Source organism: Ruegeria sp. CK2 (assembly GCF_056536585.1).
In genome coordinates this window covers 58423-83340 of record NZ_JBQFPW010000005.1, presented here as the reverse complement: position 1 = coordinate 83340, position 24918 = coordinate 58423, and the positions used below count along the sequence as shown (strand labels likewise).

24 protein-coding genes are annotated in these 24918 nt (G+C 58.1%); 14 read left to right on the top strand and 10 right to left on the bottom strand.

Translation table 11 applies throughout. From position 1 onward, the window contains the following. The 5 genes from ACR0BU_RS09720 (at position 1) to ACR0BU_RS09700 (ending at position 6936) form a co-directional block, all read left to right on the top strand. A complete protein-coding gene (locus tag ACR0BU_RS09720; protein WP_480737041.1) occupies positions 1 to 1206 on the top strand; it encodes a metal ABC transporter permease in 1206 nt (401 codons plus the stop codon). After that, positions 1203 to 2132, top strand: a complete 930-nt coding sequence (locus tag ACR0BU_RS09715) for a metal ABC transporter permease (protein WP_480737039.1) — start codon at positions 1203 to 1205, stop codon at positions 2130 to 2132. Before ACR0BU_RS09720 ends, ACR0BU_RS09715 begins: the two co-directional genes overlap by 4 nt. A gap of 281 nt (positions 2133 to 2413) precedes the next feature. After that, the gene (gene mutL / locus ACR0BU_RS09710) at positions 2414 to 4279 is read left to right on the top strand and encodes a DNA mismatch repair endonuclease MutL (RefSeq protein WP_480737038.1); all 1866 of its coding nucleotides are present in this window, start codon (positions 2414 to 2416) and stop codon (positions 4277 to 4279) included. A gap of 57 nt (positions 4280 to 4336) precedes the next feature. Next, positions 4337 to 5575: a DNA recombination protein RmuC gene (locus ACR0BU_RS09705; protein WP_300069359.1), complete on the top strand. Its 1239-nt coding sequence runs from the start codon at positions 4337 to 4339 to the stop codon at positions 5573 to 5575. 50 nt (positions 5576 to 5625) lie between these two features. Then, positions 5626 to 6936: an adenylate/guanylate cyclase domain-containing protein gene (locus ACR0BU_RS09700; protein ID WP_298934473.1), complete on the top strand. Its 1311-nt coding sequence runs from the start codon at positions 5626 to 5628 to the stop codon at positions 6934 to 6936. A 17-nt stretch (positions 6937 to 6953) separates the two neighbouring features. On the opposite strand, the gene ACR0BU_RS09695 is transcribed toward ACR0BU_RS09700, so the two are convergent. Further along, complete coding sequence (locus ACR0BU_RS09695; RefSeq protein WP_298934474.1) at positions 6954 to 7604, bottom strand: ChrR family anti-sigma-E factor; 651 nt, start codon at positions 7602 to 7604, stop codon at positions 6954 to 6956. Positions 7605 to 7614: 10 nt separating this feature from the next. Continuing rightward, entirely contained in the window at positions 7615 to 8271 is a 657-nt protein-coding gene (locus ACR0BU_RS09690) for a sigma-70 family RNA polymerase sigma factor (RefSeq protein WP_298934475.1), read from the bottom strand. A 146-nt stretch (positions 8272 to 8417) separates the two neighbouring features. Between ACR0BU_RS09690 and ACR0BU_RS09685 the strand changes: the two genes are divergently transcribed. The 4 genes from ACR0BU_RS09685 (at position 8418) to ACR0BU_RS09670 (ending at position 10324) form a co-directional block, all read left to right on the top strand. Next, entirely contained in the window at positions 8418 to 9191 is a 774-nt protein-coding gene (locus ACR0BU_RS09685) for a DUF1365 domain-containing protein (RefSeq protein WP_480737036.1), read from the top strand. A gap of 85 nt (positions 9192 to 9276) precedes the next feature. Next, a complete protein-coding gene (locus ACR0BU_RS09680; protein WP_298934477.1) occupies positions 9277 to 9594 on the top strand; it encodes a DUF3775 domain-containing protein in 318 nt (105 codons plus the stop codon). A 239-nt stretch (positions 9595 to 9833) separates the two neighbouring features. Next, positions 9834 to 10061, top strand: coding sequence for a YjiS-like domain-containing protein (locus ACR0BU_RS09675; RefSeq protein WP_298934478.1), 228 nt, complete (start codon positions 9834 to 9836; stop codon positions 10059 to 10061). 59 nt (positions 10062 to 10120) lie between these two features. Beyond that, on the top strand, positions 10121 to 10324 hold the full coding sequence (locus ACR0BU_RS09670) for a hypothetical protein (protein ID WP_298934479.1): 204 nt from the start codon (positions 10121 to 10123) through the stop codon (positions 10322 to 10324). A 94-nt stretch (positions 10325 to 10418) separates the two neighbouring features. On the opposite strand, the gene ACR0BU_RS09665 is transcribed toward ACR0BU_RS09670, so the two are convergent. From ACR0BU_RS09665 to ACR0BU_RS09650, 4 genes are read right to left on the bottom strand one after another with little or no spacing between them, the layout of a single operon-like run. Beyond that, positions 10419 to 11561 (bottom strand): saccharopine dehydrogenase family protein, encoded by a 1143-nt coding sequence (locus ACR0BU_RS09665; protein WP_480737034.1) that lies wholly within the window; start codon positions 11559 to 11561, stop codon positions 10419 to 10421. Positions 11562 to 11564: 3 nt separating this feature from the next. Further along, positions 11565 to 12620, bottom strand: a complete 1056-nt coding sequence (locus ACR0BU_RS09660) for a saccharopine dehydrogenase (protein ID WP_480737032.1) — start codon at positions 12618 to 12620, stop codon at positions 11565 to 11567. 14 nt (positions 12621 to 12634) lie between these two features. Continuing rightward, the gene (locus tag ACR0BU_RS09655; RefSeq protein WP_480737030.1) at positions 12635 to 13249 is read right to left on the bottom strand and encodes a glutathione S-transferase family protein; all 615 of its coding nucleotides are present in this window, start codon (positions 13247 to 13249) and stop codon (positions 12635 to 12637) included. A 24-nt stretch (positions 13250 to 13273) separates the two neighbouring features. Beyond that, positions 13274 to 13924 (bottom strand): histidine phosphatase family protein, encoded by a 651-nt coding sequence (locus ACR0BU_RS09650; protein ID WP_480737029.1) that lies wholly within the window; start codon positions 13922 to 13924, stop codon positions 13274 to 13276. Positions 13925 to 14080: 156 nt separating this feature from the next. Between ACR0BU_RS09650 and ACR0BU_RS09645 the strand changes: the two genes are divergently transcribed. The 4 genes from ACR0BU_RS09645 to gcvP all read left to right on the top strand — a co-directional run bounded on the left by ACR0BU_RS09645 (position 14081) and on the right by gcvP (position 20097). Beyond that, positions 14081 to 15259 carry a Zn-dependent hydrolase gene (locus tag ACR0BU_RS09645; protein ID WP_480737028.1) on the top strand — a complete coding sequence of 393 codons (1179 nt, stop codon included), beginning with the start codon at positions 14081 to 14083 and terminating at the stop codon, positions 15257 to 15259. A gap of 394 nt (positions 15260 to 15653) precedes the next feature. After that, a complete protein-coding gene (gcvT, locus tag ACR0BU_RS09640; protein WP_480737027.1) occupies positions 15654 to 16748 on the top strand; it encodes a glycine cleavage system aminomethyltransferase GcvT in 1095 nt (364 codons plus the stop codon). An 18-nt stretch (positions 16749 to 16766) separates the two neighbouring features. Beyond that, positions 16767 to 17132: a glycine cleavage system protein GcvH gene (gcvH, locus tag ACR0BU_RS09635; RefSeq protein ID WP_298934486.1), complete on the top strand. Its 366-nt coding sequence runs from the start codon at positions 16767 to 16769 to the stop codon at positions 17130 to 17132. A gap of 109 nt (positions 17133 to 17241) precedes the next feature. Continuing rightward, positions 17242 to 20097: an aminomethyl-transferring glycine dehydrogenase gene (gene gcvP, locus ACR0BU_RS09630; RefSeq protein WP_299078951.1), complete on the top strand. Its 2856-nt coding sequence runs from the start codon at positions 17242 to 17244 to the stop codon at positions 20095 to 20097. 36 nt (positions 20098 to 20133) lie between these two features. Here gcvP and ACR0BU_RS09625 read toward each other — a convergent pair whose 3' ends face one another. After that, positions 20134 to 21420 (bottom strand): cytochrome-c peroxidase, encoded by a 1287-nt coding sequence (locus ACR0BU_RS09625; RefSeq protein ID WP_480737025.1) that lies wholly within the window; start codon positions 21418 to 21420, stop codon positions 20134 to 20136. Here ACR0BU_RS09625 and ACR0BU_RS09620 point away from each other — a divergent pair, their 5' ends adjacent. After that, the gene (locus ACR0BU_RS09620; RefSeq protein WP_298934490.1) at positions 21421 to 21891 is read left to right on the top strand and encodes a tetratricopeptide repeat protein; all 471 of its coding nucleotides are present in this window, start codon (positions 21421 to 21423) and stop codon (positions 21889 to 21891) included. 34 nt (positions 21892 to 21925) lie between these two features. On the opposite strand, the gene ACR0BU_RS09615 is transcribed toward ACR0BU_RS09620, so the two are convergent. Genes ACR0BU_RS09615 through ACR0BU_RS09605 form a run of 3 tightly spaced genes read right to left on the bottom strand, consistent with a single transcriptional unit; the run spans position 21926 to position 24889 of the window. Continuing rightward, positions 21926 to 22987 carry a TRAP transporter substrate-binding protein gene (locus ACR0BU_RS09615; protein ID WP_299889626.1) on the bottom strand — a complete coding sequence of 354 codons (1062 nt, stop codon included), beginning with the start codon at positions 22985 to 22987 and terminating at the stop codon, positions 21926 to 21928. Between the two features lie 24 nt (positions 22988 to 23011). Beyond that, positions 23012 to 24301 (bottom strand): TRAP transporter large permease, encoded by a 1290-nt coding sequence (locus ACR0BU_RS09610; protein ID WP_120634119.1) that lies wholly within the window; start codon positions 24299 to 24301, stop codon positions 23012 to 23014. Further along, positions 24302 to 24889, bottom strand: a complete 588-nt coding sequence (locus ACR0BU_RS09605) for a TRAP transporter small permease (protein WP_299889629.1) — start codon at positions 24887 to 24889, stop codon at positions 24302 to 24304. It abuts the gene before it with no gap. Between the last annotated feature and the right edge of the window lie 29 nt (positions 24890 to 24918).

Here is a 24918-nt window from a genome sequence, read left to right as displayed (position 1 = left end):
ATGCTTTGGGATGCTCTGAGTTTGCAGCTTGGCTACAACGCCACGCTTGTCGCCATTGGTGCAACCTTGCTGGGTGTGTCTGCTGGGGTGACAGGTACATTCCTGTTCCTGCGCAAGCGCGCGCTGGTCAGTGACGCCATCAGCCACGCGACCCTGCCGGGCGTGTGTCTGGCCTTTATGGTTCTGGTCGCGCTGGGTGGGGATGGACGCAACCTGCCGGGACTGCTCGCAGGCTCTGCTATCTCGGCTTGGGTGGGCCTGCTTTGCATGAACTGGCTGACCCGTCACACACGATTGGCCGAAGACGCCGCGATTGGCGCGGTACTGTCTGTATTCTTCGGGTTCGGAATTGTCTTGCTGACGGTCATCCAGACCATGGGTGTTGGCCGTCAGGCCGGGTTGGAAGGATTCCTGTTAGGCTCGACCGCCAGAATGCTTTGGGCTGATGCGCTGATCATCGCCATAGGAGGAGCTGCAACGTTACTTTTGGTCGTGTTGATCCGGCGGCCAATGACAATGGTTGCGTTTGACCCGGACTATGCCGCGGCACGCGGGCTACCGGTGCACCGGATTGACCTTGCCATGATGGGGCTGGTGATGGCTGTGACCGTGGTCGGCCTGAAAATCGTCGGCCTTATCCTGATTGTTGCCTTGCTGATCATCCCGCCGGTGACAGCCCGGTTTTGGTCCGAACGTTCGGATCGGGTGGTTCTGCTGGCGGGTCTTGCGGGTGGATTGGCGGGCTATGTCGGGGCGGCCTTCTCGGCATCAGCCCCAAACTTGCCGACTGGCCCAATCATCGTTCTGGTCAGTTTTGTGTTTTTCGCCCTGTCATTGTTTTTTGCCCCGGTCCGAGGTGTTCTGGCCGCCGTATTGCGGCATCTTCAATTCCAGCGACGCGTGCATATTCGGCAGGGCCTGTTGGCACTGGCGCAGGATCAGAAGATTTACGAACCTCTGACGCTGCGCCTTTTGCGGCGCGCCGGTTTGGTTCGCGCGGATGGTGTCGCGACGGACCCCGGCAAAGCCCGCGCGGCCAAAGCATTGCGCGACGAAAAACGATGGGAGGTTGTGCGCTCGGATCAAGCGCACGAGGCGACGGCGGCGCTTTACGATGGTCTGCGCGACATAGACACGGTTCTGACCCAGGACCAGATCGCCGAGATTGATCGCCGCATTGGCGGCCCACAGGAGGTCCCGTCATGAGTGGTGAAGAATTTGTCCCCCTGTCGCTGACGCCCCTTTTGATTGGCACGTTTGCAGCCATTGCCTGCGCCTTGCCTGGCAACTTTCTGGTCTTGCGCAAACAAGCTTTGATTGGGGATGCGATCAGTCATGTTGTTCTGCCCGGCATCGTTGTGGCGTTTTTGCTGACCGGTGCGATTTCAACCTGGCCGATGATGCTGGGGGCCGCAGGTGCCGCCATTGTGGCGGTGGTTCTGATTGAGGCAATTCGTCGTCTGGGGCAGATCGAACCCGGTGCTGCAATGGGCGTTGTTTTTACGACAATGTTTGCGGCAGGTGTTCTGTTGCTTGAGCAAACTGATACGTCGACCGTGCATCTGGATGTTGAACACGCGCTGTATGGCAATCTGGAAAGCCTGATCTGGCTGGATGCGACCGGCTGGTCCTCGCTTTGGGACCTCGAAGCACTGGCGGGGCTACCGTCTGAGCTGTCGCGTATTGCGCTGACCCTGATTGGGGTGATCCTGTTTACCTGGTTTTTCTGGCGTCCGTTGAAGATATCCACCTTCGACGAAGGGTTTGCCCGCACCATCGGCATTCGCACGGGTGCATTGGGCATGGCCTTGGTCATCACGGCGGCTATCGCTGCAGTGGCGGCCTTTGATGCCGTGGGGTCTATCATCGTGATTGCCATGTTCATCTGCCCGCCTGCAGCCGCTCGGATGATGACCAATCGGCTGGAAACGCAGATTATCTGGAGCGTTGTCTTCGCCATCACTTCGGCGGTCGCCGGCTATGTGCTGGCGGGGTATGGGCCATTGTGGCTAGGGGGCGCGGATGCAGTCAGCGCGGCGGGAATGATCGCTACGATATCGGGTCTGATTCTTGCCCTGACGGCCATGTTTGGCCCGTGTCGCGCCCGTGTCGGTGTGCAAAACTCTTCGTGAATTGGCGCTTTATCGCCAGCGTCGATCGCATGTCATCGGCCAATCTCTGCCCAGAAATTTGCGACATGAGTCTTAACAAGATTTTTAGAAAATCGCGTGTTAGGTCGATTGATATTAGGAGCTATCACATCACCACTCACTTCGGCTCGTCCGGACGGTCGTGATCAACGCTGGCCGCATTTTGGTGGCTGGTAACGATTGTCCGGACGCCTGCTGAAACAGCAATCAATGACATTCAAACCAGTGGCAGAATCGCGCTTGGTTGTGCTAGGTCTAGCGGTATGGCGCAACCAAACCCCAATATCCGCGAAAATCGCCCATTGATTCGGCAACTCGATGATGCTGCGATAAACCGGATCGCGGCGGGTGAAGTCGTCGAACGTCCTGCCTCGGTCGTCAAGGAGCTGGTTGAAAACGCCATTGATGCAGGTGCCACCCGGATCGCCATCGATATAGCCGACGGGGGCAAGACACTTATCCGGGTCACTGACGATGGGTGTGGGATCGCGTCGCATGATCTGCCGCTGGCCTTGTCGCGCCATGCGACGTCCAAGATTGATGGGTCTGACCTGCTGAACATCCATACTTTCGGCTTTCGTGGGGAAGCACTGCCTTCGCTGGGAGCTGTCGGTCGATTGACCATCACGAGCCGCGTGCCAGAGGGTGAGGCCGCCTTGATCCGGGTATCGGGTGGGAAAACCGAGGCTGTGAAACCTGCGGCCTTGCGCTCCGGAACTGTGGTTGAATTGCGGGATTTGTTTTTTGCCACACCCGCACGGCTGAAGTTCATGCGTACAGACCGGGCCGAGGCGCAGGCAATCTCGGATACGGTGAAACGCCTCGCTATGGCGGAACCTGCGGTGACCTTCACTTTGCGTGACGTATCGGGTGGCGGTGAAGGCCGCGTGACCTTCCGCGCTGATCGTGAGAACGGTGATCTGTTCGACGCTTTATATGCCAGACTGGCCCGCGTGATCGGCCGCGAGTTTGCCGAAAATGCTTTGCAGATTGATGCGACGCGTGAGGGGATCAGGCTGTATGGTTACGCCGCATTGCCCACATATTCGCGTGGTGCGGCTGTGGCACAATATCTGTTCGTCAATGGTCGACCAGTGCGTGACAAGATGCTGACCGGCGCCCTACGCGCCGCCTATTTTGATTTTCTCAGCCGCGACCGCCACCCGGCGGCGGCGCTGTTTGTCGACTGCGAACCAACTCTGGTGGACGTGAACGTGCACCCTGCGAAATCCGAAGTGCGGTTCCGTGATCCAGGCATCGCGCGCGGGTTGATTGTTTCAAGCCTGCGCCACGCTCTGGCCGAGGCCGGGCATCGGGCGTCATCGACGGTATCCAATGCAACCCTGGGCGCGATGCGGCCTGAACAGGCGGCACCCGGTCCGGCACGCGTCTATCAGATGGATCGGCCATCCCCTGCCGCGCGACAAGCGGCTTATCGGGCGCAATCGCCGGGCTTTGCTGAGCTGGCCAATGACTACAGTGGAAGCGTCGTTGACGCGAATCCCGCCGAGCGTGCGGGTGCTGCAGAGGTTGAACAATCTGCACAGGACCTTCCGTTGGGGGCAGCGCGCGGGCAGGTTCATGAAAACTACATCATCGCTCAAACCGCCGATGGTATGGTGATCGTCGATCAGCACGCCGCTCATGAGCGGTTGGTTTACGAAAAACTGAAAACCCAGATGGCTGAGAATGGCGTGGCCGCGCAGGCGCTGTTGATTCCGGAAATCGTAGAACTGTCCGATGGGGATTGTGCGCGTCTGATGGCCGTCGCCGAGGATTTGTCGCGTCTCGGTCTGGCCATCGAACCATTTGGTGGCGGTGCGGTTGCGGTGCGGGAAACTCCGGCCATTCTAGGAGAAGTCAACGCCCGCGCCATGATCCTCGACATACTGGATGAGCTGGCAGACCAGGGCGAAAGCCAGACGGTGCAGGCGCGGATCGAGGCGATACTGAGCCGGGTGGCTTGTCACGGGTCCGTAAGATCGGGCCGCCGGATGCGGGCAGAAGAGATGAACGCCCTGCTACGCGAAATGGAGGCGACGCCGCATTCCGGTCAGTGCAATCATGGGCGCCCAACATACGTTGAGCTCAAGCTGAGCGATATCGAACGGCTGTTCGGACGCAGTTGATCCGACGCGTGGAACCGTTTACAAGAATAGAAACAAAACAAGAACATACTGACTAAGATGATAGAGATTGCAGGCATACAGTATTCGTTGACCGACCCAATGGTTCTGACCGTTTTGGCGGGCGTCGGGGTGGTCCTGTTGATTCTGGTCCTGCTGTTTTTGTCGTTACGTGCGGCCAGTCGATCAGCCAGGATGGCGGAACCTCTGGCACGGCAAATGGCGCATTTGGGTCAACATGTGCAGCAACTGGGCCAAGGGCAGGATCAATTGCGGGGTGGGTTACAGCACGTCTCGGACACGCAGGCCAACGCGCAGGTGCAGGTGATCCAGACGGTCGAGTCGCGGCTGTCTTCGGTTCAGCAGCAGATGAATGATCGTTTGGCCGACAACGCCATGAAATCCGCCCGTGCACTTGCTGATATGCAAGAGCGGATGAAGGAATCCTTACACGGATCATCGAAACAAACCGCGACGTCGCTGACGCAATTGCAGGAACGTCTGGCGGCGATTGACAAGGCGCAGGACAACATCACCAAGCTCTCGGGTGACGTGTTGTCCTTGCAGGATATCCTGTCGAACAAGCAAACGCGCGGTGCCTTTGGTGAGATTCAGCTGAACGATATTGTGTCCAAGGCTTTGCCCTCTGACAGTTTTAAGCTGCAGGCGACCCTGTCAAATGGCCGTCGCGCTGATTGTCTTATTCACCTGCCGAACCCGCCCGGACCTATTGTCATCGACAGTAAGTTCCCGCTGGAAGCCTATGAGGCTTTGATCAATTCGAGCACCGATTTGGAGCTGAAAGCGGCGGTACAGATGTTTCGAAGCACGGTGCGCAAGCACATCACGGACATCTCAGAGAAATACATACTGGACGGCGAAACTGCCGACGGTGCGCTGATGTTCCTGCCCTCTGAGGCTGTTTATGCCGAGCTGCACGCCAAGTTCCCGGAACTGGTTCAAGAGAGCTTTTCCAAGCGCGTCTGGATCGTCTCACCCACCACGTGCATGGCGACCTTGAACACGATGCGCGCCATCCTCAAAGATGCGCGGATGCGGGAACAAACAGGCGCGATCCGCAAGGAATTAGGGTTACTCCACAAGGACGTCGACCGTCTGGGCGACCGGGTGACCAACCTGGATCGGCATTTTGGGCAGGCGGCAAAAGATATCTCGGAAATCAAGATCAGTGCCGAAAAGGCAGGCCGTCGGGCGCAACGGCTGGACAATTTTGATTTCGAAGAACTGGCCCCGGATGAAACACCGGGAGTTGTTCCGTTGACCCGACAGGAAGGGTGATCCCAAGCGAACGCACCGGTAGACAGGCAGCGTGGGGCTCATACAGCAAAATGAACACAACCAGTCAGTCGCCGAATACTTCCGAGCTGCTCGAACAGGCCGAACAGGACGCAGAACGGATTGTCGGATTGCTGCGTATGCTGGTCGCAGCTGGCCTGGCCCTGTTCTTTTTGTTTACGGTTCAGCCGGTGGTCAATTCAGGGCACGCCGTTCTGGAGCGGCAATGGGTTTTTGCCCTGAGTACGATGCTGGCCTATTTCGTTCTGGGATTGGCAACGTGGTGGACCGCACGACGCGGTCATTTTTCAGCCTGGGTTGCCTGGCCTGTCTCAGCGGCGGATTCCTTGTTTCTTGTCGCGAATGTCTGGGTCGGAATGCGTAATGTGGGTCTGTCCGGGGATGCGATCTTTGTGCTGCCAGCGGTTTGGTTGGTCCCGATTGTGCTCGCGTTCGGTGTCTTGCGTGGAAACCCAAAGATCATGGCACTGCAGGTAGGGTTACTTGTACTGGGGTTGTTGATTTTGGTTGGCGTTGACGCAGGGTCGACGCGTGGATTGGAAGACAACCCGATCTGGTTGTTCTTGTCACTGCCGCCAAATCTTATCCGACTGTTCATGATTGCACTTGCAGGCATCGTGCTTATCGTCGCGGCACGCCGCGTCCATGCCTTGCTTTTCCGCTCGATTACAGAAGCACAACGCCGGGCCAACCTGACGCGGTACTTACCGTCTCAGGTGGTTGAAGATCTTGGCGACAGTGGCTTGGCCGCTCTCAAAACTGGGCGACGTCAGATGGCAGGCTTGATTTTCATCGACTTGCGGGGGTTCACAACAGTGTCGCAACAGCTTCGCCCCGAGCAAGTGTCCGAACTGGTTTCGGATTACCGCAGCCGCGTTTCAGCGGTCGTTCGGGCCCAGAACGGGATCATCGACAAGTTTATCGGCGATGCGGTGATGATTGTCTTCGAAGGGGATCAAGCTGCCAGCCGTTGTCTCGATTGCGGTATGGGGCTGTGGAAAGAAATGCAGGAGTGGAGCACCGAACGTAGACAGGCAGGGCGGCCAGCTTTGGACACAGGGATCGGGCTGCACTGGGGAGAGGTCTTTATCGGCGTGATTGGCGATCAGGAGCGGTTGGAATTTTCGGTGTTCGGGGACACCGTCAACATCGCGGCCCGGCTGGAAAACCTGACGCGATCACACGAAATGGGCATAATCCTGTCGGCTGATCTAATCAGTGCTGCCGGTGAGGCGGGCCAGAATGCAAATCTGGTGCCGCTGCCCCCGATCGAAGTCAGAGGTCGCAGAGGTACCTTGGAATTGCTTGGGATACCTCAAGAACACTACACGCGCAGAAGTTAGTCCGACTGACGCCTGGGTCAGATTCGCAGGAAGGGCTGGAACAGGCGCGGCACGAGCTTGCTGAATTTCAGCGGCGCGTCAGTGACCGCAAGGCAGATGCAATCTTCGCCGATATCTGCAACAGGTGTGTGTTCCAGATCTTCGTCGGCAATCTCGACATCGCCACGGGCGAAGCGATCAACCTCATCGGAAAACGCACCCTGAAGCACCATTGTCAGTTCCACGCCGTTGTGGCCGTGATCGGGCACGGCGGCACCTGCGGGAATGAACAGCAGCCTTGCAGTGGCATCCTTCCCAGTTGGCAGGATTGCCTGTTTGACGCCCATGCCGATGGACCGCCATCGAATATCAGCAACACTACCGCCAACATAATCCTGCAGCGGGGCAGGTAAAACGGCGCAACCCGGTCGAGCGGGTTTGGGGGTCGGTGCGCCCTGAGCGATCAAAGCCATCGTGGCAGCTAGGGATTCATCGCTCATGCTGACGGGTTGGCCTTGCTGTTCCAGAACATGTCCACCCACAGCATCAAAGCTTTCAGCCCGCGCGCGGCAATCGTCGCACAGGGACAGATGCGTGGCGACCATCAGGTCGAACGCCTCGGGCAAGCTTCCGGCCGCATAAGCCATCAGCAAATCGTCCGTCAGATGATGTTTAATCGTTTTGCTCATCTCATTCATCTCAGTTCATCGCATGGCGCAGGCGATCCAGCGCCAGCCGTATCCGTGATTTGATCGTGCCAAGGGGCAGCCCGGTCTGAGAGGCGATTTCTCGATGGCTCAGATCTCCGAAGTACGCCTTCTCGATCAGCTGTCTCTGCGCGTCTGGCAAAGCCGATAGGGCGGTACGCAATTGCGCGGTTTCTTGTTGCAGAACGATGACATCGTCCTGTTCGGGTTCCGCTTCGGGGCCCCAACCCAGTTCTTCGGGTTCGGGGCGGCGTTGTTTGCGCAGAACATCAATTCGTTTGTTCCGGGCGATTGTGAACACCCATGTCGCCACGGTTGCCCGTGTTGGATCAAACAGACGAGCCTTGTGCCACAGGGTCGCCATCACCTCTTGTGCGCACTCCTCGGCCATTGCAGGGTCAGATCCTGAGCGGATCAGGAAGGCCTTAATACGAGGTGCGAAGTGTTGGAACAGTTCGGCAAATGCCGCCTGATCCTGCGTGTCCCGGATGCGTTTGACATGGTCCACCCACTCGGCCCTGGTGTCGCAACTTTCTTTGGTTCCGTTCACCGGCTTGCCCTTGATGTGTTTCTTTGCACGCCATGACCGAGACACGACCGTCTCGGTCGGGGGCTCGTCGATGGTTGCGGTATTCATCTCGGTAAACATAACCACATTACGTGGCGCGGCCCAAGCCGGATCACTTTACGGGGTCATTTTAATCCAAACTGCGCTAGCTTTCGTATTCAGGTAAACAGGCTTTCGGGGAAAAGAACGCCTTTTGAACAGTTTACAGGCAGAACAGAAAACAACGAATGACACAAATAGTCGATCATATTGCCGGTCATACCTATCATGGGCGCAAAGGCGCGATTGAAAACGCGTTTCGCTATTCGATAGACTACATTTTGCTCGACCCGGAAGCAGAACTGAAAACGCCAGCGCTGTTCTCAATTGACCGCGTGAACATCACAAATTGGCGGACCCGAGATCATGGTGGTGAGCAGGGGCAAGGCACAGGTGCCGCTTGGTTGCGTGCGCAATTTGACGTGAAAGATGTGTCGCAACCCGCGCGGATCATGTTGTTGACGCAACCTCGTGTGCTGGGCCACGTATTCAACCCCGTCAGTTTCTGGTTCTGCTTTGACAAGGAAGAAACGCTTTATGCGGTGGTGGCTGAGGTCACCAATACCTTTGGCACGCGTCATAGCTATCTGTGTCACAAACCCGAATTTTCGCAGATCGAACCCGGGGATCGGGTCGTTGCGGACAAGTTGATGCATGTCTCGCCCTTCCAAAAGATCGAAGGGTCATACACGTTCCGCTTTGACTATCGCCCGGATCGGGTTGGCGTTTGGATCGACTATGGGCGCGACGGCGGTGGTATGATTGCCACGCTGACCGGACCGCGGCGGCCGCTGACCAATCGCGTGATTTTGTGGTCGCTGCTAAGGCGCCCATTCGGTGCGCGGCGAACGTTCACGCTGATCGTTTGGCAGGCCTTTAAGCTCTTGTTCAAAAAAGCAACCTTTCGTCCGTTTCGCACTGCCCCGGTTCCAGATCGGCCCATGTCCCGCGTACGCCGATAACCTTTTCAGTTTGCGTGAGATCAAAGACTCCGGCTTGGTTGAATGGTTGTCATGGGCAAGAACCGCGAACACGAGGAGCTGAAGGATGTTGGAAATCTCGGCAAGAAAAGTCGCCCAGGTTGCGATGATGGGCCGCGAGCTGAACCGGGCCGAGGGCGAACTACGCGCCTTTGTCGATCACATGAGCGAAGATGAGCAGGCCGAACTGGTTGCTATCATGTGGGTCGGTCGGGAGAGTTTTTTCGCCGAGGATCTGGCCGAAGCCATTGCGACAGCCAAAGCCGAAGCTTCGACCCCCTGCGCCGACTACTTGATCGGTACACCGCATATGTCTGACCATCTGGAAAACGGGTTGGACGCGCTTGGAATATCAGCCGAGGATGTTGAGAACGACCTGATGTAGCTGTCTTTATCGACCAAATGCTCTTGGTGGCAGTTCGAGTGTCTTCAGACGTTTACCGTGAATTGAAGATCCGTGTTGAGACACGGGTTGTAGCGTGGTCTCAGCGGATCAGACCCGCCGAAGCGTTGCTGCCAACGAGTCTAAAAGAACCTTAATGACCCGCTTTGGCAACGTTAAGGAAGCAGTCCCAGATATGAAGCTGTGAAGACAACGCAACTAAAGTTTAGGAGGAGAAAGACATGGCACATACACAGACTGTAGACGCCCGGAGCGGCCCTCTTGACGGCCTGTTTGCAAAATACGCAGATGCAAAGGTTGAGCACTTTCGCCGCCGGATTTACTCGAAAACCGTGCGGGATATGGAAAGGCTCGAAGATCATCAGCTGGCCGATATCGGTGTCCAGCGGGACCAGATCAAGCGATGCGCGTATGAAAGTGTGTATCACAACAAGCCCTACCGGCAGTGACGACGCACTCAGCGTGAACTGATCCCAATCCCCATGACCATGCTTGTGAGGTAACCAGTATGTTTGACGTTATCCAGCAAACCGATCAACCGGCCCCGGCTGCCAGCGCATTGTTGTTGTTCGACCGTGCTATGCGGATCCGGGCGATCAGCCCTGACATCGTCTGCGCTGCTCAGCAATTGAACGCTATGACCGATCACCAGTTGTCAGAGCTTGGCATCAACCGAAGCGATGTCGAAGACACGATAGAGCGGTATATCTGAAGGCCCAGTAAGATAAATTCAGACGATTACTACACACCCAAAGAAGAGCAATGAAAGCCATTCTAGAAAGTCTGGGATGGCTTTTTTGTTTCAGTCAGGTCAGATGATCCACGATTTGCAAATGCTGCGCCAACGTGTCGATTTGGCTCATCCATGCAGAGACCAGCTTCGGATCGCTGGGCGCTGCATGCACGCCGACCGGGATCGCGCGGTTCAGAACGGCTTCGACGGCGAGCGATACCGGGACTGATACCAGCCGTGCCATTGCGGTGCCTCGTGCATCACCCCAGGCATCCATAACATAGGTTTTATGCCAGACCGCGACGCCGTCTTTTTCGGCCTTCAAGCCAACGCACAGCACGACGCGATCGGGTTCGCCGTCGTCATAGGCGTTTTCGTCCCAGAACTGATCCGACATTTCCTTCAGGCGTGCGTCGCCTTCCGGGCCGGTCAGGGTTTCGATTTCGCTAAAAACGCCTGACCATGCATCTGCCCAGCCATTCAGGCGCAACGTGCCACGGACGAACTCTTTGACCGTCCAATGCTCCTCAAAATGGTACTGCCGCATGAAGGGCAGCGAGTCGCGGTTTGGATAGACCTCAAAGCTCTCTGGCGTGGGCAAAGGGGCCGTGTAACTGCTGATCGCGTCCCAGGGGCGGGACACATCCAGCGGCGCGTAATCTCGGATCGAGCGGGAAGGCGACCGCAACGCTTTGAGCACACCCAGCGGCGACCAGCTGAACTTGTACCGGAACGGGTTTGGGTTCTTGGGGATGCCGCCGCAATAGGAAATGAAGCTCAGGTGGGTTTCCGGATCGAACACGCCCGAGGCACGGTAGTCGTCCAATAGCGCATGCGCCATCAGGTGATCGATGCCCGGATCAAGTCCAACTTCGTTGACAAGAACCACACCGGCTTCGCGGGCTTTGTCATCCAACGCGCGCATTTCCGGCGCGATGTATGAGGACGAGACAAAATTTGCCTTCCTTGCGATTGCAAGTTCGGCCAAAGGAACGTGCCAGTCGCCCGGCAGCATCGAGACGATGACGTCCCCGGGTTCCAGAACAGCTGTGAGCGCGTCAATGTCAAAGGCGCGGATGTTGTCGGTCAGATCTCCGATCTCGGCCCTGGCCTTTTCGACGGTTCGGTTCCACACAGTAACACTGTGCCCGCTTTCGATCAGTCGACGCAGGCCGGGAATGGCCGATAGGCCGGTGCCACACCAATGGATGGTCATCGCTCAGATCCCTTCGATATGAGAATGGTAAGTTGCTGCTGCCCGGCCCCAAACTCCACTTTCTAGGTCTGGCAGGGTCAGCAGGGATGGCAACAATTGCGCCGCGTAATCTTCCGAACTTTCGACCGGCAGCATCGACGGAAGATTGTCGATGGCGATCACGTCCAGAACCGGGTTGGTGGCCACGCGCAAGGCGGGGCGTTCCCACGTGGTGGCCTGATCATAGACAGGCACAGGGTTATAGTCGCTGTCCGGATCGCAGGCGACATCGCCAATGGCTGTCAGGGTACGCCTGGCATTCAAAGCCTCTGGTGGGACAAAAACAGGGGTTCCGGGCCGAGCAAAGATGCAGTTCAGGAACAGGTCATGTTCAAGGATCTCGGGGAATGGACCGCCGCTGGCGGTTTCGGCCATATCCCATTTGGTGACCTGTACACCCATCGCCTCGCACAGATCAGCGGCGCCGGTTCCGACACGACCTAACGCGCCGATGACAATGGCCCGAGGGCGGGGGCACTCGGTGGCATCCACCTCGGCCAGCAGTTCTGAATTCAGCGCGTCTTTACTGGAATAGACGCCGACCGCAGGGCATTCTTCGCCGCGTTGCTGCGAGGCCCAGGTTTTGAGCGTCACCGCGGCCCCGGCATAACCGGCCCAATAGCCAAAAGCGGCGACACGGCGGCCGTCTTCTTGCACCAGATATTCCAGATCATACAGTGTTCCGCCCCCGGCCTTGAAGCGTTCCAGCAACGCGCGGCCGGAGTGTTGTCCCTTGTAAGCATGGCCAAACATGATGTGCCGATGAGGCAGGGGTGAACCATCTTCGGGCAGCTCCTTGAGGCCAAAGATGATCGCATCTGCAGGCGCCTTGGGCCAGGAATTCTCGGCAGCGATTTCGCATCCGACTTCTGTGTATCCATCTATCGGGATCGCCCGGACCGAGCTTTCCTCGACTGTCACGCGGATGCCCGCAGCGATCAGGTCTGCGGCCCCCTGGGGCGTCAGGCCGACCCGTTCTTCGTTGGGGCGCTGTTCTGCCCTGACCCAGAGATGTGTCATTTGCTATCCTATGTTCAGAGCATTCCGGCGGCCCTGACCGCCTGAACCGACGCGCGCGCCTCCATGGCGTCGCGAAATGCGACGATCTTTGGGAAGGCGGCAACGTCTACACCGTCGCCTTCAAGCCAACTGCACACAATATAAAGATAGGCATCTGCAAGGCTGAACCGGTCGCCCAACACGAAAGGGCCTCGCAGACCATTTGATACAATGTAGTCGCAGGATGCGGTCATCGTCTCGGCCACTTTGGCACTCATGTCGTCCCAGCTGGATTTCTTGTCCGCCCAGCGGTGCCCCCGCAACTTGTGAGCGTGGTTCACATGCATTGTGGTCGCAAGGTAATACATCACTTCGCGCATTCGGCCCGCCATAACGGGTTCATCGGGCACCAGTCCGGCCTCTGGGGCTTGGGCCGCGACATATTCCAGTAGTGCTCCGGTTTCGGTCAGAATTCCGCCATCCACCGCCAGCGCTGGAACCCGGCCTTTGGGATTGATTTGTTGATAGGCCGGTTTGGTTTGTTCACCTGCGGCGAAGTCTAAACGGATCGCTTCATACTCCAACCCGGATTCTTCTAGAGCGATGGCAACAGCGACCGAAATGGTCCGTGGGGCATAATAAAGCTGCATCGCGTGTTCTCCGTTGCGATCGTATTATAAGTGCGTTTGGGCAAACTGCCGGTCTGGTGCTTCCAGGTGCGGAACAGCATTGAACAGAACTGGGCTAAGTTGTGGGCCAATCGGGTGCAGACGATGCATCGACGTGTTCATGATGGCAAGAGCGACGCGCGCCATCGATGAAACGTCCAACCCCATGACCTGTCGAACCACCATCGAGATCAGACCACCCGAGGTCACGACGATTGCAGGGCCCCCTTCGGTTCCGATGTCATGCAGCGCGCCGGACACGCGGGATTCGAATTCGGCAAAAGTTTCTGGGGCGTCGCTTATTTGGCCACTTGCCCACGCGGCGAAGGTTTTGGGCAGATGTTCCACAAACCCTTCGCGATCCGTTGGAACGACCTCACCATGCTGTTCTTCGAACAGTTTCGCGATGTTGAAATACTCGATCTCATTAAGCCGAGGATCCTGAATTGGATCTGACAGCCCCATGCTGGCTGCGGTTTCGATATGCCGAACAAGCGTACCGCAATAAACGCGCGGGTGATGCGCGCGTGTGTCGCGCAAATGCGCGCCCAGCCATCGCGCTTGCTGATGGCCAAGCTCACTTAGCTTGTCATAGTTCTTTTCATCACGTGCGGCGGTATTGGCCTGGCCGTGACGAACCAGTGTGATGTGTGACATGGCGGTCCCTCTTGGCCGAAGTCTTAGGGCAGGATCCGTGCAGGGACCAGAGGGGTTTGCCAGCCACGCAATAAAAACACCGTGCAATTCATGCGATCGGCTTGCACGACGACGCGCCGGGCGTATGTTTGGGCCATCGTGGGAGGGGAGCGGTACATGGCCATTGACGAAAATCGGTTTCTGGCTGACCTGCACGCGCTGCGAGCGTTCGGTGCTGCGGGCGTCGGTAAGGGTGTGACACGACCCGCCTATTCACAGGCAGATATTGCTGCGCGCCGTTGGCTGGCCACGCGCATGCAAGAGGCTGGACTGCAACCGCATTTCGATCCGGTCGGCAATCTGTTTGGTCTTGCCCAGGAACCATCCCTTTTGATGGGATCGCATTCAGACAGTCAGCCAGAAGGCGGCTGGTTGGACGGTGCGCTGGGTGTGATTGCAGCCCTTGAGGTGGCGCGCGCCTCAGACCGGCCCATTTCGGTCGTGAGCTTCCAGGACGAAGAAGGTCGGTTTGGTGTGACAACCGGATCAGCAATCTGGTCCGGAGGGTTGAACCTGTCACAGGCGGACAGTCTGACCGATCACGCCGGCGTAACCCTTGGGGCTGCACGTGCGTCCATGCGGGATTTGGCGCGGGGTTTTGTCGATCCCGGTCAGTTTACCGGGTTCATCGAAATGCATATCGAACAGGGCCCGTCGCTGGATGAAAGCGGCGATCTGATCGGCGTTGTGACGGATATTGTGGGCATCCGGGACATGGTGATCAGCTTCGAAGGTCAACAGAACCATGCCGGAACCACTCCGATGCATCTGCGTCGCGATGCGTTTCAGGCTTTGTCGCTGTTCAACGCGGAAATCAACACGCGGTTCCGGAACGTTGTAACGCCACAAACGGTTTGGACGATCGGGCATGTGGAGGTGCATCCCAATGCATCCTCAATCGTTCCGGGCCGCGCCCGGTTTTCGATGCAGTGGCGCGATAGTGATCCAGACCGTCTGCTGCGAATGGAGGAGATCATTCGAAAGACCGCGCAGGACATTGCCGATCGCTTGGAAATGGGTTTAGCCTTTGGCCCGATGTTGGGGCTGGAGCCGGTCTCGATGGACAGGGCATTGCAGGCGAAACTGGAAGTTGGAGCACAGCGTGTTGCACCCGGAAAGTGGCGGAACATGCCGTCGGGTGCGTTGCATGACGCGACCAACGTCGCAAAGCTGATGCCAGCGGCGATGTTGTTCGTGCCTTCGATCAAGGGAATCAGTCACGATTTTGCCGAGGACACTTTGGAAAAAGACCTGATTGCAGGCCTTCATGCGCTGGCTCTTGCCGTTAACGGGTGACCGAGCAGCAAGATCGCGTCATTTAACTATTTGATGTATTTGTGAATATTCTAGAAACGCCTGAAAGTCACCTGCGAAGCTCATGCGATCACATCGCCTAAGGTTGGTTGTTGCCGAATGGAAAAAAGTTTCCTATAGGAGACAAAACGCGGTGTATCACCGTATACAGTTCGTCATTTGATCAAGCATCGGGGCAGTCATGATGGCCAGTGAATGGATACGGCAAAGACCAATATCAGGGTGTTTCTCCGATGGCTTTTTGGACCGGTGCAACGTGTTTGGTCGCAAGATCATTCGACGCAACTGCCCCAAAAACAAACATTGAAAAACCGGTCATGTTCTTCGACCATACCACCACCCGATCTCATGCCGCGACAAGAGAAGGAAGCTTACAATGACTGACCCAAAACGCACTCCGCTTTATGATCTGCATGTTGAGCTGGGTGGTAAGATGGTCGATTTTGCCGGGTGGGAGATGCCCGTTCAATATCCTCTGGGGATTATGGGCGAACACAAGCAGTGCCGCGAAAAGGCAGCGGTGTTTGACGTGAGCCATATGGGCCAAGTGATCCTGCGCGGCGAGAATGTGGGTGAGAAGCTGGAAGCTTTGTGCCCGCAGGCTTATGCGACACTGAAGGAAGGCAAGGCGCGGTATGGGTTTTTCACCAATGCGGACGGCGGGATCATGGATGACCTGATCGTGTCGAACGCGGGCGATCACTACTTTGTGGTGGTGAACGCGGCGCTGCGTCATCAGGACATTCCGCATATGCAGGCCAATCTGGACGGCGTTGAGGTGACCGAGATCTTCGACCGGGCGCTGGTGGCGGTTCAGGGTCCTGCCGCAGAAAACGTCGTGGGCGACCTCTGCCCTGCGGCTCGCGACCTGAAATTCATGGAAACCACCGTGTCCGATATCAACGGCGTCGAATGCCGCATCTCGCGGTTGGGCTATACCGGCGAGGACGGGTACGAGATCTCGATCCCCGAAGAAAAGGCCGTGGAGGTGACCCGCGCCTTTCTGGCGCATGAAGATTGTGAAGCTGCCGGTCTCGGCGCGCGAGACAGCCTGAGGCTGGAGGCAGGTCTTTGCCTATATGGCAACGACATTGACCAGAGCACCTCACCGATCGAAGCATCCTTAGGCTGGGCGATCCAGAAGCGCCGCAAGGAAGAAGGCGGTTTCCCGGGCGCGGACCGGGTGCAAAAGGAACTGGCCGATGGGGCCTCGCGCAAGCTGGTCGGCATCAGGCCAGAAGGCCGCGCACCGGCGCGCCACGGCGTGGAGATCCAATCTTCCCAAGGAAACACGATTGGTCAGATCACGTCGGGCGGGTTCGGCCCCACAGTTGGTGGCCCGGTGGCGATGGGCTATGTCGCAGCCGGACATGGTGAGCCGGGTGAGGTGGTGAACCTGATCATTCGGGGCAAGCCACAACCGGCGCAGATGGTGGCGCTGCCCTTTGTCACACAGAATTACAAGCGTTGAAGTCAGGAGAGAGACAACATGGCAACCTATTATTCCGATGAGCATGAATGGCTGACCGTCGAAGGCGACACGGCCACGCTGGGGATCACCAAACACGCGGCCGAGCAATTGGGCGATGTGGTGTTCGTGGAACAGCAGGAAGCAGGTGACGAGTTTGAGAAAGGCGGCGAGATCGGTGTGATCGAATCTGTCAAGGCAGCCTCGGAGCTGTACGCGCCGGTTGATGGCGAGATCGTCGAGGTGAACGAGGCGCTGGCCGACAACCCCGGTTCGCTGAACGACGATCCCGAAGGTGAAGCCTGGATCTACAAGATCAAGATTGCGGATGCATCGCAGTTGGAAGATCTGATGGATCTGGACGGCTACAAAGCCCTGATCGGCTGATCCTTGGTTGGGTCCCCACGCGGACCCACCGCTTCATCTTTTTCCAAATACTCCCGCCGGAGGCTCCTGCCAGAGCGGCTTGGAGAGACATTGCTTGAGGAGCGCACAAATGGCCTTCAAACTCACTGACTACGAAGCCTATGACTTCGCCAACCGACGCCATATCGGACCAAGCCCGACCGAGATGCGCGATATGCTCAAGGTGATCGGCTTCAAGACACTGGACCAGCTGATTGACGCCACGGTTCCGCCTGCGATCCGGCAGAAAGAACCCCTGGACTGGGGTCCGGCGATGACGGAACGCGATGCGCTGTTCTACATGAAAGAGGTAGCGAGCAAGAACAAGGTTCTGACCTCGCTGATCGGTCAGGGCTATTACGGCACCACCACACCGGCGCCGATCCTGCGCAATATCCTGGAAAACCCGGCTTGGTACACCGCCTACACCCCCTATCAGCCCGAGATCAGCCAGGGCCGTCTTGAGGCGCTGCTGAACTTCCAGACCATGGTCAGCGACCTGACGGGGCTGGACGTGGCCAACGCGTCCTTGCTGGACGAAGCCACAGCCGCAGCGGAAGCCATGGCGATGGCCAAACGCGGCGGGCGGTCCAAGGCCAACAACGCGGCCTTTTTCGTGGACAAGAACTGCCACCCGCAGACTATTGCGGTGATCAAAACCCGGGCTGAGCCTCTGGGCATCGACGTGCAGGTCGCCGATCCAGACACGCTGGATGCAGGGTCGGTGTTTGGTGCGATCTTCCAGTATCCCGGCACCCATGGCCATGTGCGCGACTTCACCTCGGAAATCGCCGCGTTGCATGAGCACAAGGCCATCGCCATTGTCGCCGCCGACATCCTGTCGCTGGCGCTGCTGAAATCCCCCGGTGAGATGGGCGCGGATATCGCCATCGGCTCGACCCAGCGCTTTGGCGTGCCGATGGGCTATGGCGGCCCGCACGCCGCCTATATGGCGACCACCGATAAGCTGAAACGCTCGATGCCGGGCCGGATCATCGGCGTCAGCATCGACAGCCGCGGCAACAAGGCCTACCGCCTGTCGCTGCAGACCCGTGAACAACACATTCGCCGCGAAAAAGCCAACTCGAACGTTTGCACCGCGCAGGCGCTGCTGGCGGTGATTGCTTCGATGTATGCCGTCTATCACGGCCCCGATGGCATCAAGGCCATCGCACAATCGGTGCACCGCAAGACCTCGCGCTTGGCGGCCGGTCTGGAAGAGGCAGGCTTTGCCGTGGAACCGGAGGTGTTCTTCGACACCATCACGGTCGAGGTTGGTCATCTGCAGAATGTCGTGATGGAGGCCGCCGTGGCCCGCGGCGTCAACCTGCGCAAGGTCGGCGACACTAAGGTAGGCATCAGCCTTGACGAACAGACCCGGCCTGAGACCATCGAGGCCGTCTGGGGTGCCTTCGGTATCGACCGCAAGGATGACAGCTCAAACAAGCAATACCGTCTGCCGGACTATGCCCTGCGTGAAAGCGCGTATCTGACCCACCCGATCTTCCACAAGAACCGAGCCGAGGCCGAGATCACGCGCTATATGCGCCGTCTGGCCGACCGCGATCTGGCGCTGGATCGGGCGATGATCCCGTTGGGGTCGTGCACTATGAAGCTGAACGCCACGATCGAGATGATCCCGGTCACCTGGCCCGAGTTCGGCAACCTGCACCCGTTCTGCCCTGAAGATCAGGCGCAGGGCTACATGCAGATGATCGACGATCTGAACGACAAGCTGTGCCAGATCACCGGCTATGACGCGATCTCCCAGCAGCCCAATTCGGGCGCGCAGGGGGAATATGCGGGGCTGCTGACCATCCGCAACTACCACTTCGCCCGCGGCGAAGGGCAGCGCAATGTCTGCCTGATCCCAACCTCGGCGCATGGCACCAACCCGGCCTCGGCCCAGATGGTGGGATGGCAAGTTGTGCCTGTGCAGGCCGATGAGAACGGCAATATCGATCTGAATGACTTCCGCGCCAAAGCGGAAAAGCACGGCGACCATCTGGCTGGCTGCATGATCACCTACCCCTCGACCCATGGCGTGTTCGAGACCACCGTGCAGGAGGTCTGCCAGATCACCCATGACCATGGGGGTCAGGTCTATATCGATGGTGCCAACATGAACGCGATGGTCGGCCTGTCGCGTCCCGGTGACATTGGCGGTGACGTCAGCCACCTGAACCTGCACAAGACGTTCTGCATACCGCATGGCGGCGGCGGCCCCGGCATGGGCCCGATCGGCGTCAAGGCGCACCTGACCGAGCATCTGCCGGGCCACCCGGAATACGGCACCGCAGTGGGTCCGGTCTCGGCGGCGCCCTTTGGCTCACCGTCGATCCTGCCGGTCAGCTGGGCTTATGTGTTGCTGATGGGTGGCGCGGGTCTGACGCAGGCCACTAAGGTGGCGATCCTGAACGCCAACTACATCGCGGCACGCCTGCAGGATGCCTACCCGATCCTCTACACCTCGGAAACGGGCCGCGTGGCGCATGAATGCATCCTTGACACCCGCCCGCTGGACGAGGCCGCGCATGTGACCGTGGATGACGTGGCCAAGCGTCTGGTCGATTCAGGTTTCCATGCCCCGACGATGAGCTGGCCGGTGGCCGGCACCTTGATGGTTGAGCCCACGGAATCGGAACCCAAGGACGAGTTGGACCGCTTCTGCGACGCCATGCTTTCGATCCGGGCCGAGGCGCAAGACATCATAGACGGCAAGATTGACGCGGAAAACAACCCGCTGAAAAACGCGCCCCACACGGTGCGCGATCTGGTTGGTGATTGGGATCGCCCCTACACCCGTGAGCAAGCTTGCTTCCCTCCGGGTTCGATGGGCGTCGACAAGTATTGGTCACCCGTCAACCGCGTCGACAACGCATATGGCGATCGAAACCTCGTCTGCACGTGCCCGCCGATGTCGGAATACGAAGAAGCCGCCGAGTGAAAAAGAAAACCCCCGCCAGCGCTGGCGGGGGTTTTCTTAGGGTATAAACCCGGCGGGTACGCCAAACGGCAACGTGTCTACGCTGGTTCCGGTTAACGCATTCAGGAAGGCGACGAGATTGTCGATTTCCGCGTCTGACAATTCCACTGGGGCAATGTCGATCCTGTTGCGTTGGCGTTCCATTTCGAAACGATCATCCCAAACCACAAAATCTGCCTTTTGCAGCCACGGCACCTGTGGCAAGGCAGCCATTGCACGCTCCCATCGTGACAGGCTGCTTTCAGGGTTCAGATGGTGGCGGATCATGCTTTCCAGATCGGGAAACGCCCCGTTGTGACCATAGGGCGCCGTCAGCGCAACGTTGCGCAGCATTGGGGTGCGGAACCGATAGGCGTCTTCCAATCGGTTGCTTTCGCCCATGCGTCCCACATCCCGGACAAAAGGATCCCACTGTCGGGTCCTGCCCGGCCCGAAGGGCGGCAGACCCAAAGCGTGAAACTTTTGGTCAGACATCAACGGACCGGAATGGCAGGTTGCGCATCGCGCTTTGCCATAGAACAGGTCCATGCCGTTTTTTTGTATGGCAGAAAGCGCGGCGGTGTCCCCGGCCAAGTATTGGTCGAACGGGCTGTCTGTGCTGCGCCACTCGATCGCCATGAAGGCCGCAAGCGCATTTGCGATTTGGGTGATTGTTATGTCTTTGGCCGTTTCAACGTCGTCGAACGCGTTGACCATGGCTGACCCATATCGCCGATCTGTGCGGACACGTTTGGCAAGGATGGGCCAGCCCATGTCGATCCGGTCATGTACCGCTCCGGTGACCTGATTTTCGGCCACATTCCCGGCCATTTCGAACTGCGCGGTTAACGGGAACAGCGCCTGTGCGGCCAGTAACGAGTTTAGTCCCTCGGGCAGCCATTCCTGCGCCGGAGAATTGAAGCCGTTGTCATAGATATCGGATTTGCTGAGACGTCCATCGTGAAACAGCGTGTGTATGTCTTTGGCCCCAAGGTTCCACAAGCCGGGTGCATTGCGTGGGATGCGCTTGCGAATTCTATCCGCCCCGGTTCCGGGCGTGCGGTCTGGCCCCAGTCCAACGCCACCTTCCCCGATGCCCAAGGACAGTCCGTCAGACGTACCAAAATCCGGATGGTGGCAATGGGCACAGGTAATGTTCCGATTGCCCGACAGGATCGGATCGTAAAAGAGTTGATGACCGATGGCGGCCTGTTCCATATCAAAGGGCAGGAAATCATCATCGGTCAGCGGGCGCGGCAAATCCTGTGCCGCAGCAGCGCCAGCCCACAGGAGTACAGCACCCATATGCGCCAGTTTGTAATTGCCCTTTGCCTGATTGCTACACCGGCGCTGGCCGAACTGGAACAAGCCCGCGATCTGATGGAGGCCGGAGAATTCGAGGCTGCCCGCGAAGAACTGTTGCCAGCCGCGCGGTCCGGCAATGCCGAGGCCGAGGAACTGATTGGCGTGATGTACGGGTTGGGCCTTGGGGTCGAACAGGACTATCAGCGGGCGTTTGATTGGTATCTGCGCGCCTCGATGAAGGGGCATCCGGGGGCGCAGTCCGGGGTGGGGTGGTATTATGAGTTGGGTCTTGGCATGCCCGCGCCTGATCTGGTGCGCGCTTATATGTGGTACACGCTCAGCGCGATTGGTGGTGATCCCGATGCCGCGATCAGCCTGGAAGAAGTGGTCAAGAAAATGACGCCGGAGCAGATCGAAAAGGCTCATGTCCTGGTGAACGATTACAAAGTGTGGATGTATCCGTTTCGGTAGATGGGCCGGGCTGAAAAAACCCGGCCCATATCGCTTAGTTCAGGTCCGCGTCGCGTGACGCATTGATATCCGCCTCAGCCGCTGCCACGGCATCTGTCAGCGCGGTGAAGACCTGATCGCCACGGGTTACGTTGGTTTGGAACCACTCATAAACCGGAGTTGCGGCCTCTTTGAACGCGGCCTTTTGCTCGGGTGTGGGCACATAGAGGTCACCGCCACCGGCGACGAAATCCTCATAAGCCTGAATCGACTTGCGTTTGGGCGAAGCAAAGGTTGCCTGCTGCAAAGCATAGAACCCGTCGACAACCACACGACGCATGTCTTCAGGCATTTCCTGAAACTTGGCGTTGTTCATCCACCACAGCGCGCCCATATAGGCGTGACCATCCAGCGTGACATATTGCAGGCCTGCATCAGGGAATTTCATACCCATGATGTCTGTGATGCCGTTCTTGGATCCCTCAACCACGCCTGTCTGAAAGCTGGTGAACAGTTCCGGCCACGGGATCGGGGTAGGCGAGGCACCCAGTGCCTTGACCAGTTCCTGCGGCAGATCCGCAACCACGGTGCGGATTTTCAACCCTTCCATATCGGCGGGCTCGGCCACGCGGCGTTGAGTGTTGGCAAAGTTGCGCCAGCCGCCGGTATTGCCGATGGTCATCAGGCGGATCGCGCCGCCAGAATCCTCAAGCGCCATGTCGCGCACCTGGCGGGTGAAATCACCGGACAGAACATGCTCGGCCACGCGGTCATCCGCCATCAGGTAGGGGAGATCCAGAACCTGCACGTAGGGGAAGATGCCAGATGCACCGCCTGAGGTCGAAATGTAGATATCGATGGTGCCATCGGCGACACCCTGCAGGCATTCGGCGCCGTTGGAACACAGCTGCGTACCGATGAACAACTCAACCTCAATTGCTCCGTTGGATGCGTTCTCGACGAAGTTCTTGAAGACGATCAGGCCGTCATAGTCTTCGTCGTTTTCATTCGAGTTGGCCGTGGCGCGCAGCGTGTAGTCGGCCGCTGTGGCTGCGATGGCGGATGCTGCCACCAGCGATGTGGCCACCGCCGCGGTTTTGATGAATCTTCTGAGCATGCGTTTCCTCCCTGTGATACTCAGTTAGTTTGCAAATCCCGTTATTCTCGGGATCGTCATTGATAGTGCCGGGATATAGGTGATCAGGAAGATCACTATGATTTCGACTGCCAGGAACGGCAGTATGGCCTTGGCGATGGTCTCAACCCGTTCACGCGAGACTGCCGCGGCCACAAACAAGACCAGCCCCATTGGTGGCGTGGCCAGACCGACGGTCAGGTTGACGCTCATGATGATGGCGAAATGGATGGGGTCGACGCCAAGGCTGGTGAAGATCGGACCCAGGATCGGGCCAAGGATGATGATCGCTGGCCCAGCGTCCAGGAACATGCCGACAACAAATAGCAGCAGGTTGATCAGGAACAAAAGGATCAGCGGGTTTTCCGACAGGCTGAGGATCAGCGACGCCAATTGTTCTGGAGCGTGGCTGAGGCTGACCACGGTCTTGAACGCCATTGCGGCGCCAACCAGCAGCAGGACAACCGCCGAGGTCATACCAGCGTTGCTGAGAACCTCGGGCACTTCTTTCCACGACAACGTGCGCAACACAAAAAATCCGATGAGGAAGGCATAGCCCACGGCGACCGCCGCCGCCTCGGTCGGGGTAAAGATACCGCCGAGGATTCCCCCCAGAATGATGACGGGCGTCAGCAAAGGGAAGAATGCCTTGAGGCTGGCTTGCCTGCGTTCGCCCCAGGTGTATTTTCGGCTGGCAACCGGGAAGTCGTAGCGATCTGCCATGAGTTTGATCATCAGCATCAGGCCTACGCCAACCATGACCCCGGGCACGATCCCGGCCAGAAACAGCGCCGCGACGCTTTCACCCATGACATATGCATAGATGATCATGATGCCCGAGGGTGGGATGATCGGACCAATGACCGAACTGGCTGCGGTAATGGCGGCGGCGAACTTCCGAGTATAGCCCTGTTTCTCCATCGCCGGGATCAGCATGGATCCCAGGGCCGAGGTGTCGGCTACTGCAGAACCCGAAAGGCCCGCAAACAGGATCGAGCTGAGAACGTTTACATGCGCCAGACCGCCGCGCAAATGACCCATCAGGGCCTGACTGAATTCGACAAGGCGGATGGTTATGCCACCTCGGTTCATCAACTCTCCGGCCAGCATGAAGAACGGGATCGCCATCAAGGGGAAACTGTCCATGCCATTGTAGACATTGCGGTAGAGCAGGGTGATGTCGTTGGTCTGACCGTTCAGCCACAGCAGAATACCGGGCGCGGCCAACAGTGCGAAGAACACGGGCAAGCCGATCAACAGGAAGATCAGGAAAGTGGGCAGGAACCATATCAGCATTTATTCAGCCCCCACTGCTGCATCAGGAATTTCTGGCAATAGGTGACCGCCGCCCAACATGGTGATGAATGACCGGAGGATCAGTTCGATGTTGACTGAAATAAGCAGAACGATCCCCACAAGTAACGAGGCCATCATCCAACTGCGGGGAATGCGGTACCATTCATCAAACCCGAAGGATGTTGGAAGGTAAAGCGCAGCGGTAGCGAACTTGCCGCCAAAGCCCGTCACCTCGGACCAGCCGATTGTGACCGCGACCAGCAAAACCGCCAATGAGACCAGAAGGAGAAAAATGTTCAGTGTTTGTCCGACAACGCGCGGCAGGAACCGTTGCAGCATGTCGATGGCGACGAAACCACCGCGTCGGAATGCGGTCGGAGCCATCAGACCGGTCATCCATAACATGCAGAACCGCGCTGCCTCATCCGGCCAGGGCAGGGCGTTGCCCAGAACATACCGGAAGAACACCTGAATTAGGATCGCGATCACCATCAATGCAATCGCAACGACACCAACCGCGCGGCCCAGACGCAGCGCGGCTTCGTTCACGAATGCAATCGGCGCCAGCACCGATGCCAGTCCGCCCATGCGGTTCCTCCCTATGTCAGCTGCGAGTC

Coding starts and splice junctions, on each gene's coding strand:
- ACR0BU_RS09715 (WP_480737039.1), top strand. CDS start 1,203: ATGAGTGGTGAAGAATTTGTCCCCCTGTCGCTGACGCCCCTTTTGATT.
- ACR0BU_RS09665 (WP_480737034.1), bottom strand. CDS start 11,561: ATGACCATCCATTGGTGTGGCACCGGCCTATCGGCCATTCCCGGCCTG.
- ACR0BU_RS09610 (WP_120634119.1), bottom strand. CDS start 24,301: ATGCTGATATGGTTCCTGCCCACTTTCCTGATCTTCCTGTTGATCGGC.
- ACR0BU_RS09645 (WP_480737028.1), top strand. CDS start 14,081: ATGGCCATTGACGAAAATCGGTTTCTGGCTGACCTGCACGCGCTGCGA.
- ACR0BU_RS09695 (WP_298934474.1), bottom strand. CDS start 7,604: ATGAGCAAAACGATTAAACATCATCTGACGGACGATTTGCTGATGGCT.
- ACR0BU_RS09680 (WP_298934477.1), top strand. CDS start 9,277: ATGTTGGAAATCTCGGCAAGAAAAGTCGCCCAGGTTGCGATGATGGGC.
- ACR0BU_RS09655 (WP_480737030.1), bottom strand. CDS start 13,249: ATGCAGCTTTATTATGCCCCACGGACCATTTCGGTCGCTGTTGCCATC.
- ACR0BU_RS09690 (WP_298934475.1), bottom strand. CDS start 8,271: ATGTTTACCGAGATGAATACCGCAACCATCGACGAGCCCCCGACCGAG.
- ACR0BU_RS09675 (WP_298934478.1), top strand. CDS start 9,834: ATGGCACATACACAGACTGTAGACGCCCGGAGCGGCCCTCTTGACGGC.
- ACR0BU_RS09615 (WP_299889626.1), bottom strand. CDS start 22,987: ATGCTCAGAAGATTCATCAAAACCGCGGCGGTGGCCACATCGCTGGTG.
- ACR0BU_RS09685 (WP_480737036.1), top strand. CDS start 8,418: ATGACACAAATAGTCGATCATATTGCCGGTCATACCTATCATGGGCGC.
- ACR0BU_RS09720 (WP_480737041.1), top strand. CDS start 1: ATGCTTTGGGATGCTCTGAGTTTGCAGCTTGGCTACAACGCCACGCTT.
- gcvH (WP_298934486.1), top strand. CDS start 16,767: ATGGCAACCTATTATTCCGATGAGCATGAATGGCTGACCGTCGAAGGC.
- ACR0BU_RS09700 (WP_298934473.1), top strand. CDS start 5,626: ATGAACACAACCAGTCAGTCGCCGAATACTTCCGAGCTGCTCGAACAG.
- ACR0BU_RS09625 (WP_480737025.1), bottom strand. CDS start 21,420: ATGGGTGCTGTACTCCTGTGGGCTGGCGCTGCTGCGGCACAGGATTTG.
- ACR0BU_RS09660 (WP_480737032.1), bottom strand. CDS start 12,620: ATGACACATCTCTGGGTCAGGGCAGAACAGCGCCCCAACGAAGAACGG.
- gcvP (WP_299078951.1), top strand. CDS start 17,242: ATGGCCTTCAAACTCACTGACTACGAAGCCTATGACTTCGCCAACCGA.
- ACR0BU_RS09650 (WP_480737029.1), bottom strand. CDS start 13,924: ATGTCACACATCACACTGGTTCGTCACGGCCAGGCCAATACCGCCGCA.
- ACR0BU_RS09620 (WP_298934490.1), top strand. CDS start 21,421: ATGCGCCAGTTTGTAATTGCCCTTTGCCTGATTGCTACACCGGCGCTG.
- ACR0BU_RS09705 (WP_300069359.1), top strand. CDS start 4,337: ATGATAGAGATTGCAGGCATACAGTATTCGTTGACCGACCCAATGGTT.
- gcvT (WP_480737027.1), top strand. CDS start 15,654: ATGACTGACCCAAAACGCACTCCGCTTTATGATCTGCATGTTGAGCTG.
- ACR0BU_RS09605 (WP_299889629.1), bottom strand. CDS start 24,889: ATGGGCGGACTGGCATCGGTGCTGGCGCCGATTGCATTCGTGAACGAA.
- mutL (WP_480737038.1), top strand. CDS start 2,414: ATGGCGCAACCAAACCCCAATATCCGCGAAAATCGCCCATTGATTCGG.
- ACR0BU_RS09670 (WP_298934479.1), top strand. CDS start 10,121: ATGTTTGACGTTATCCAGCAAACCGATCAACCGGCCCCGGCTGCCAGC.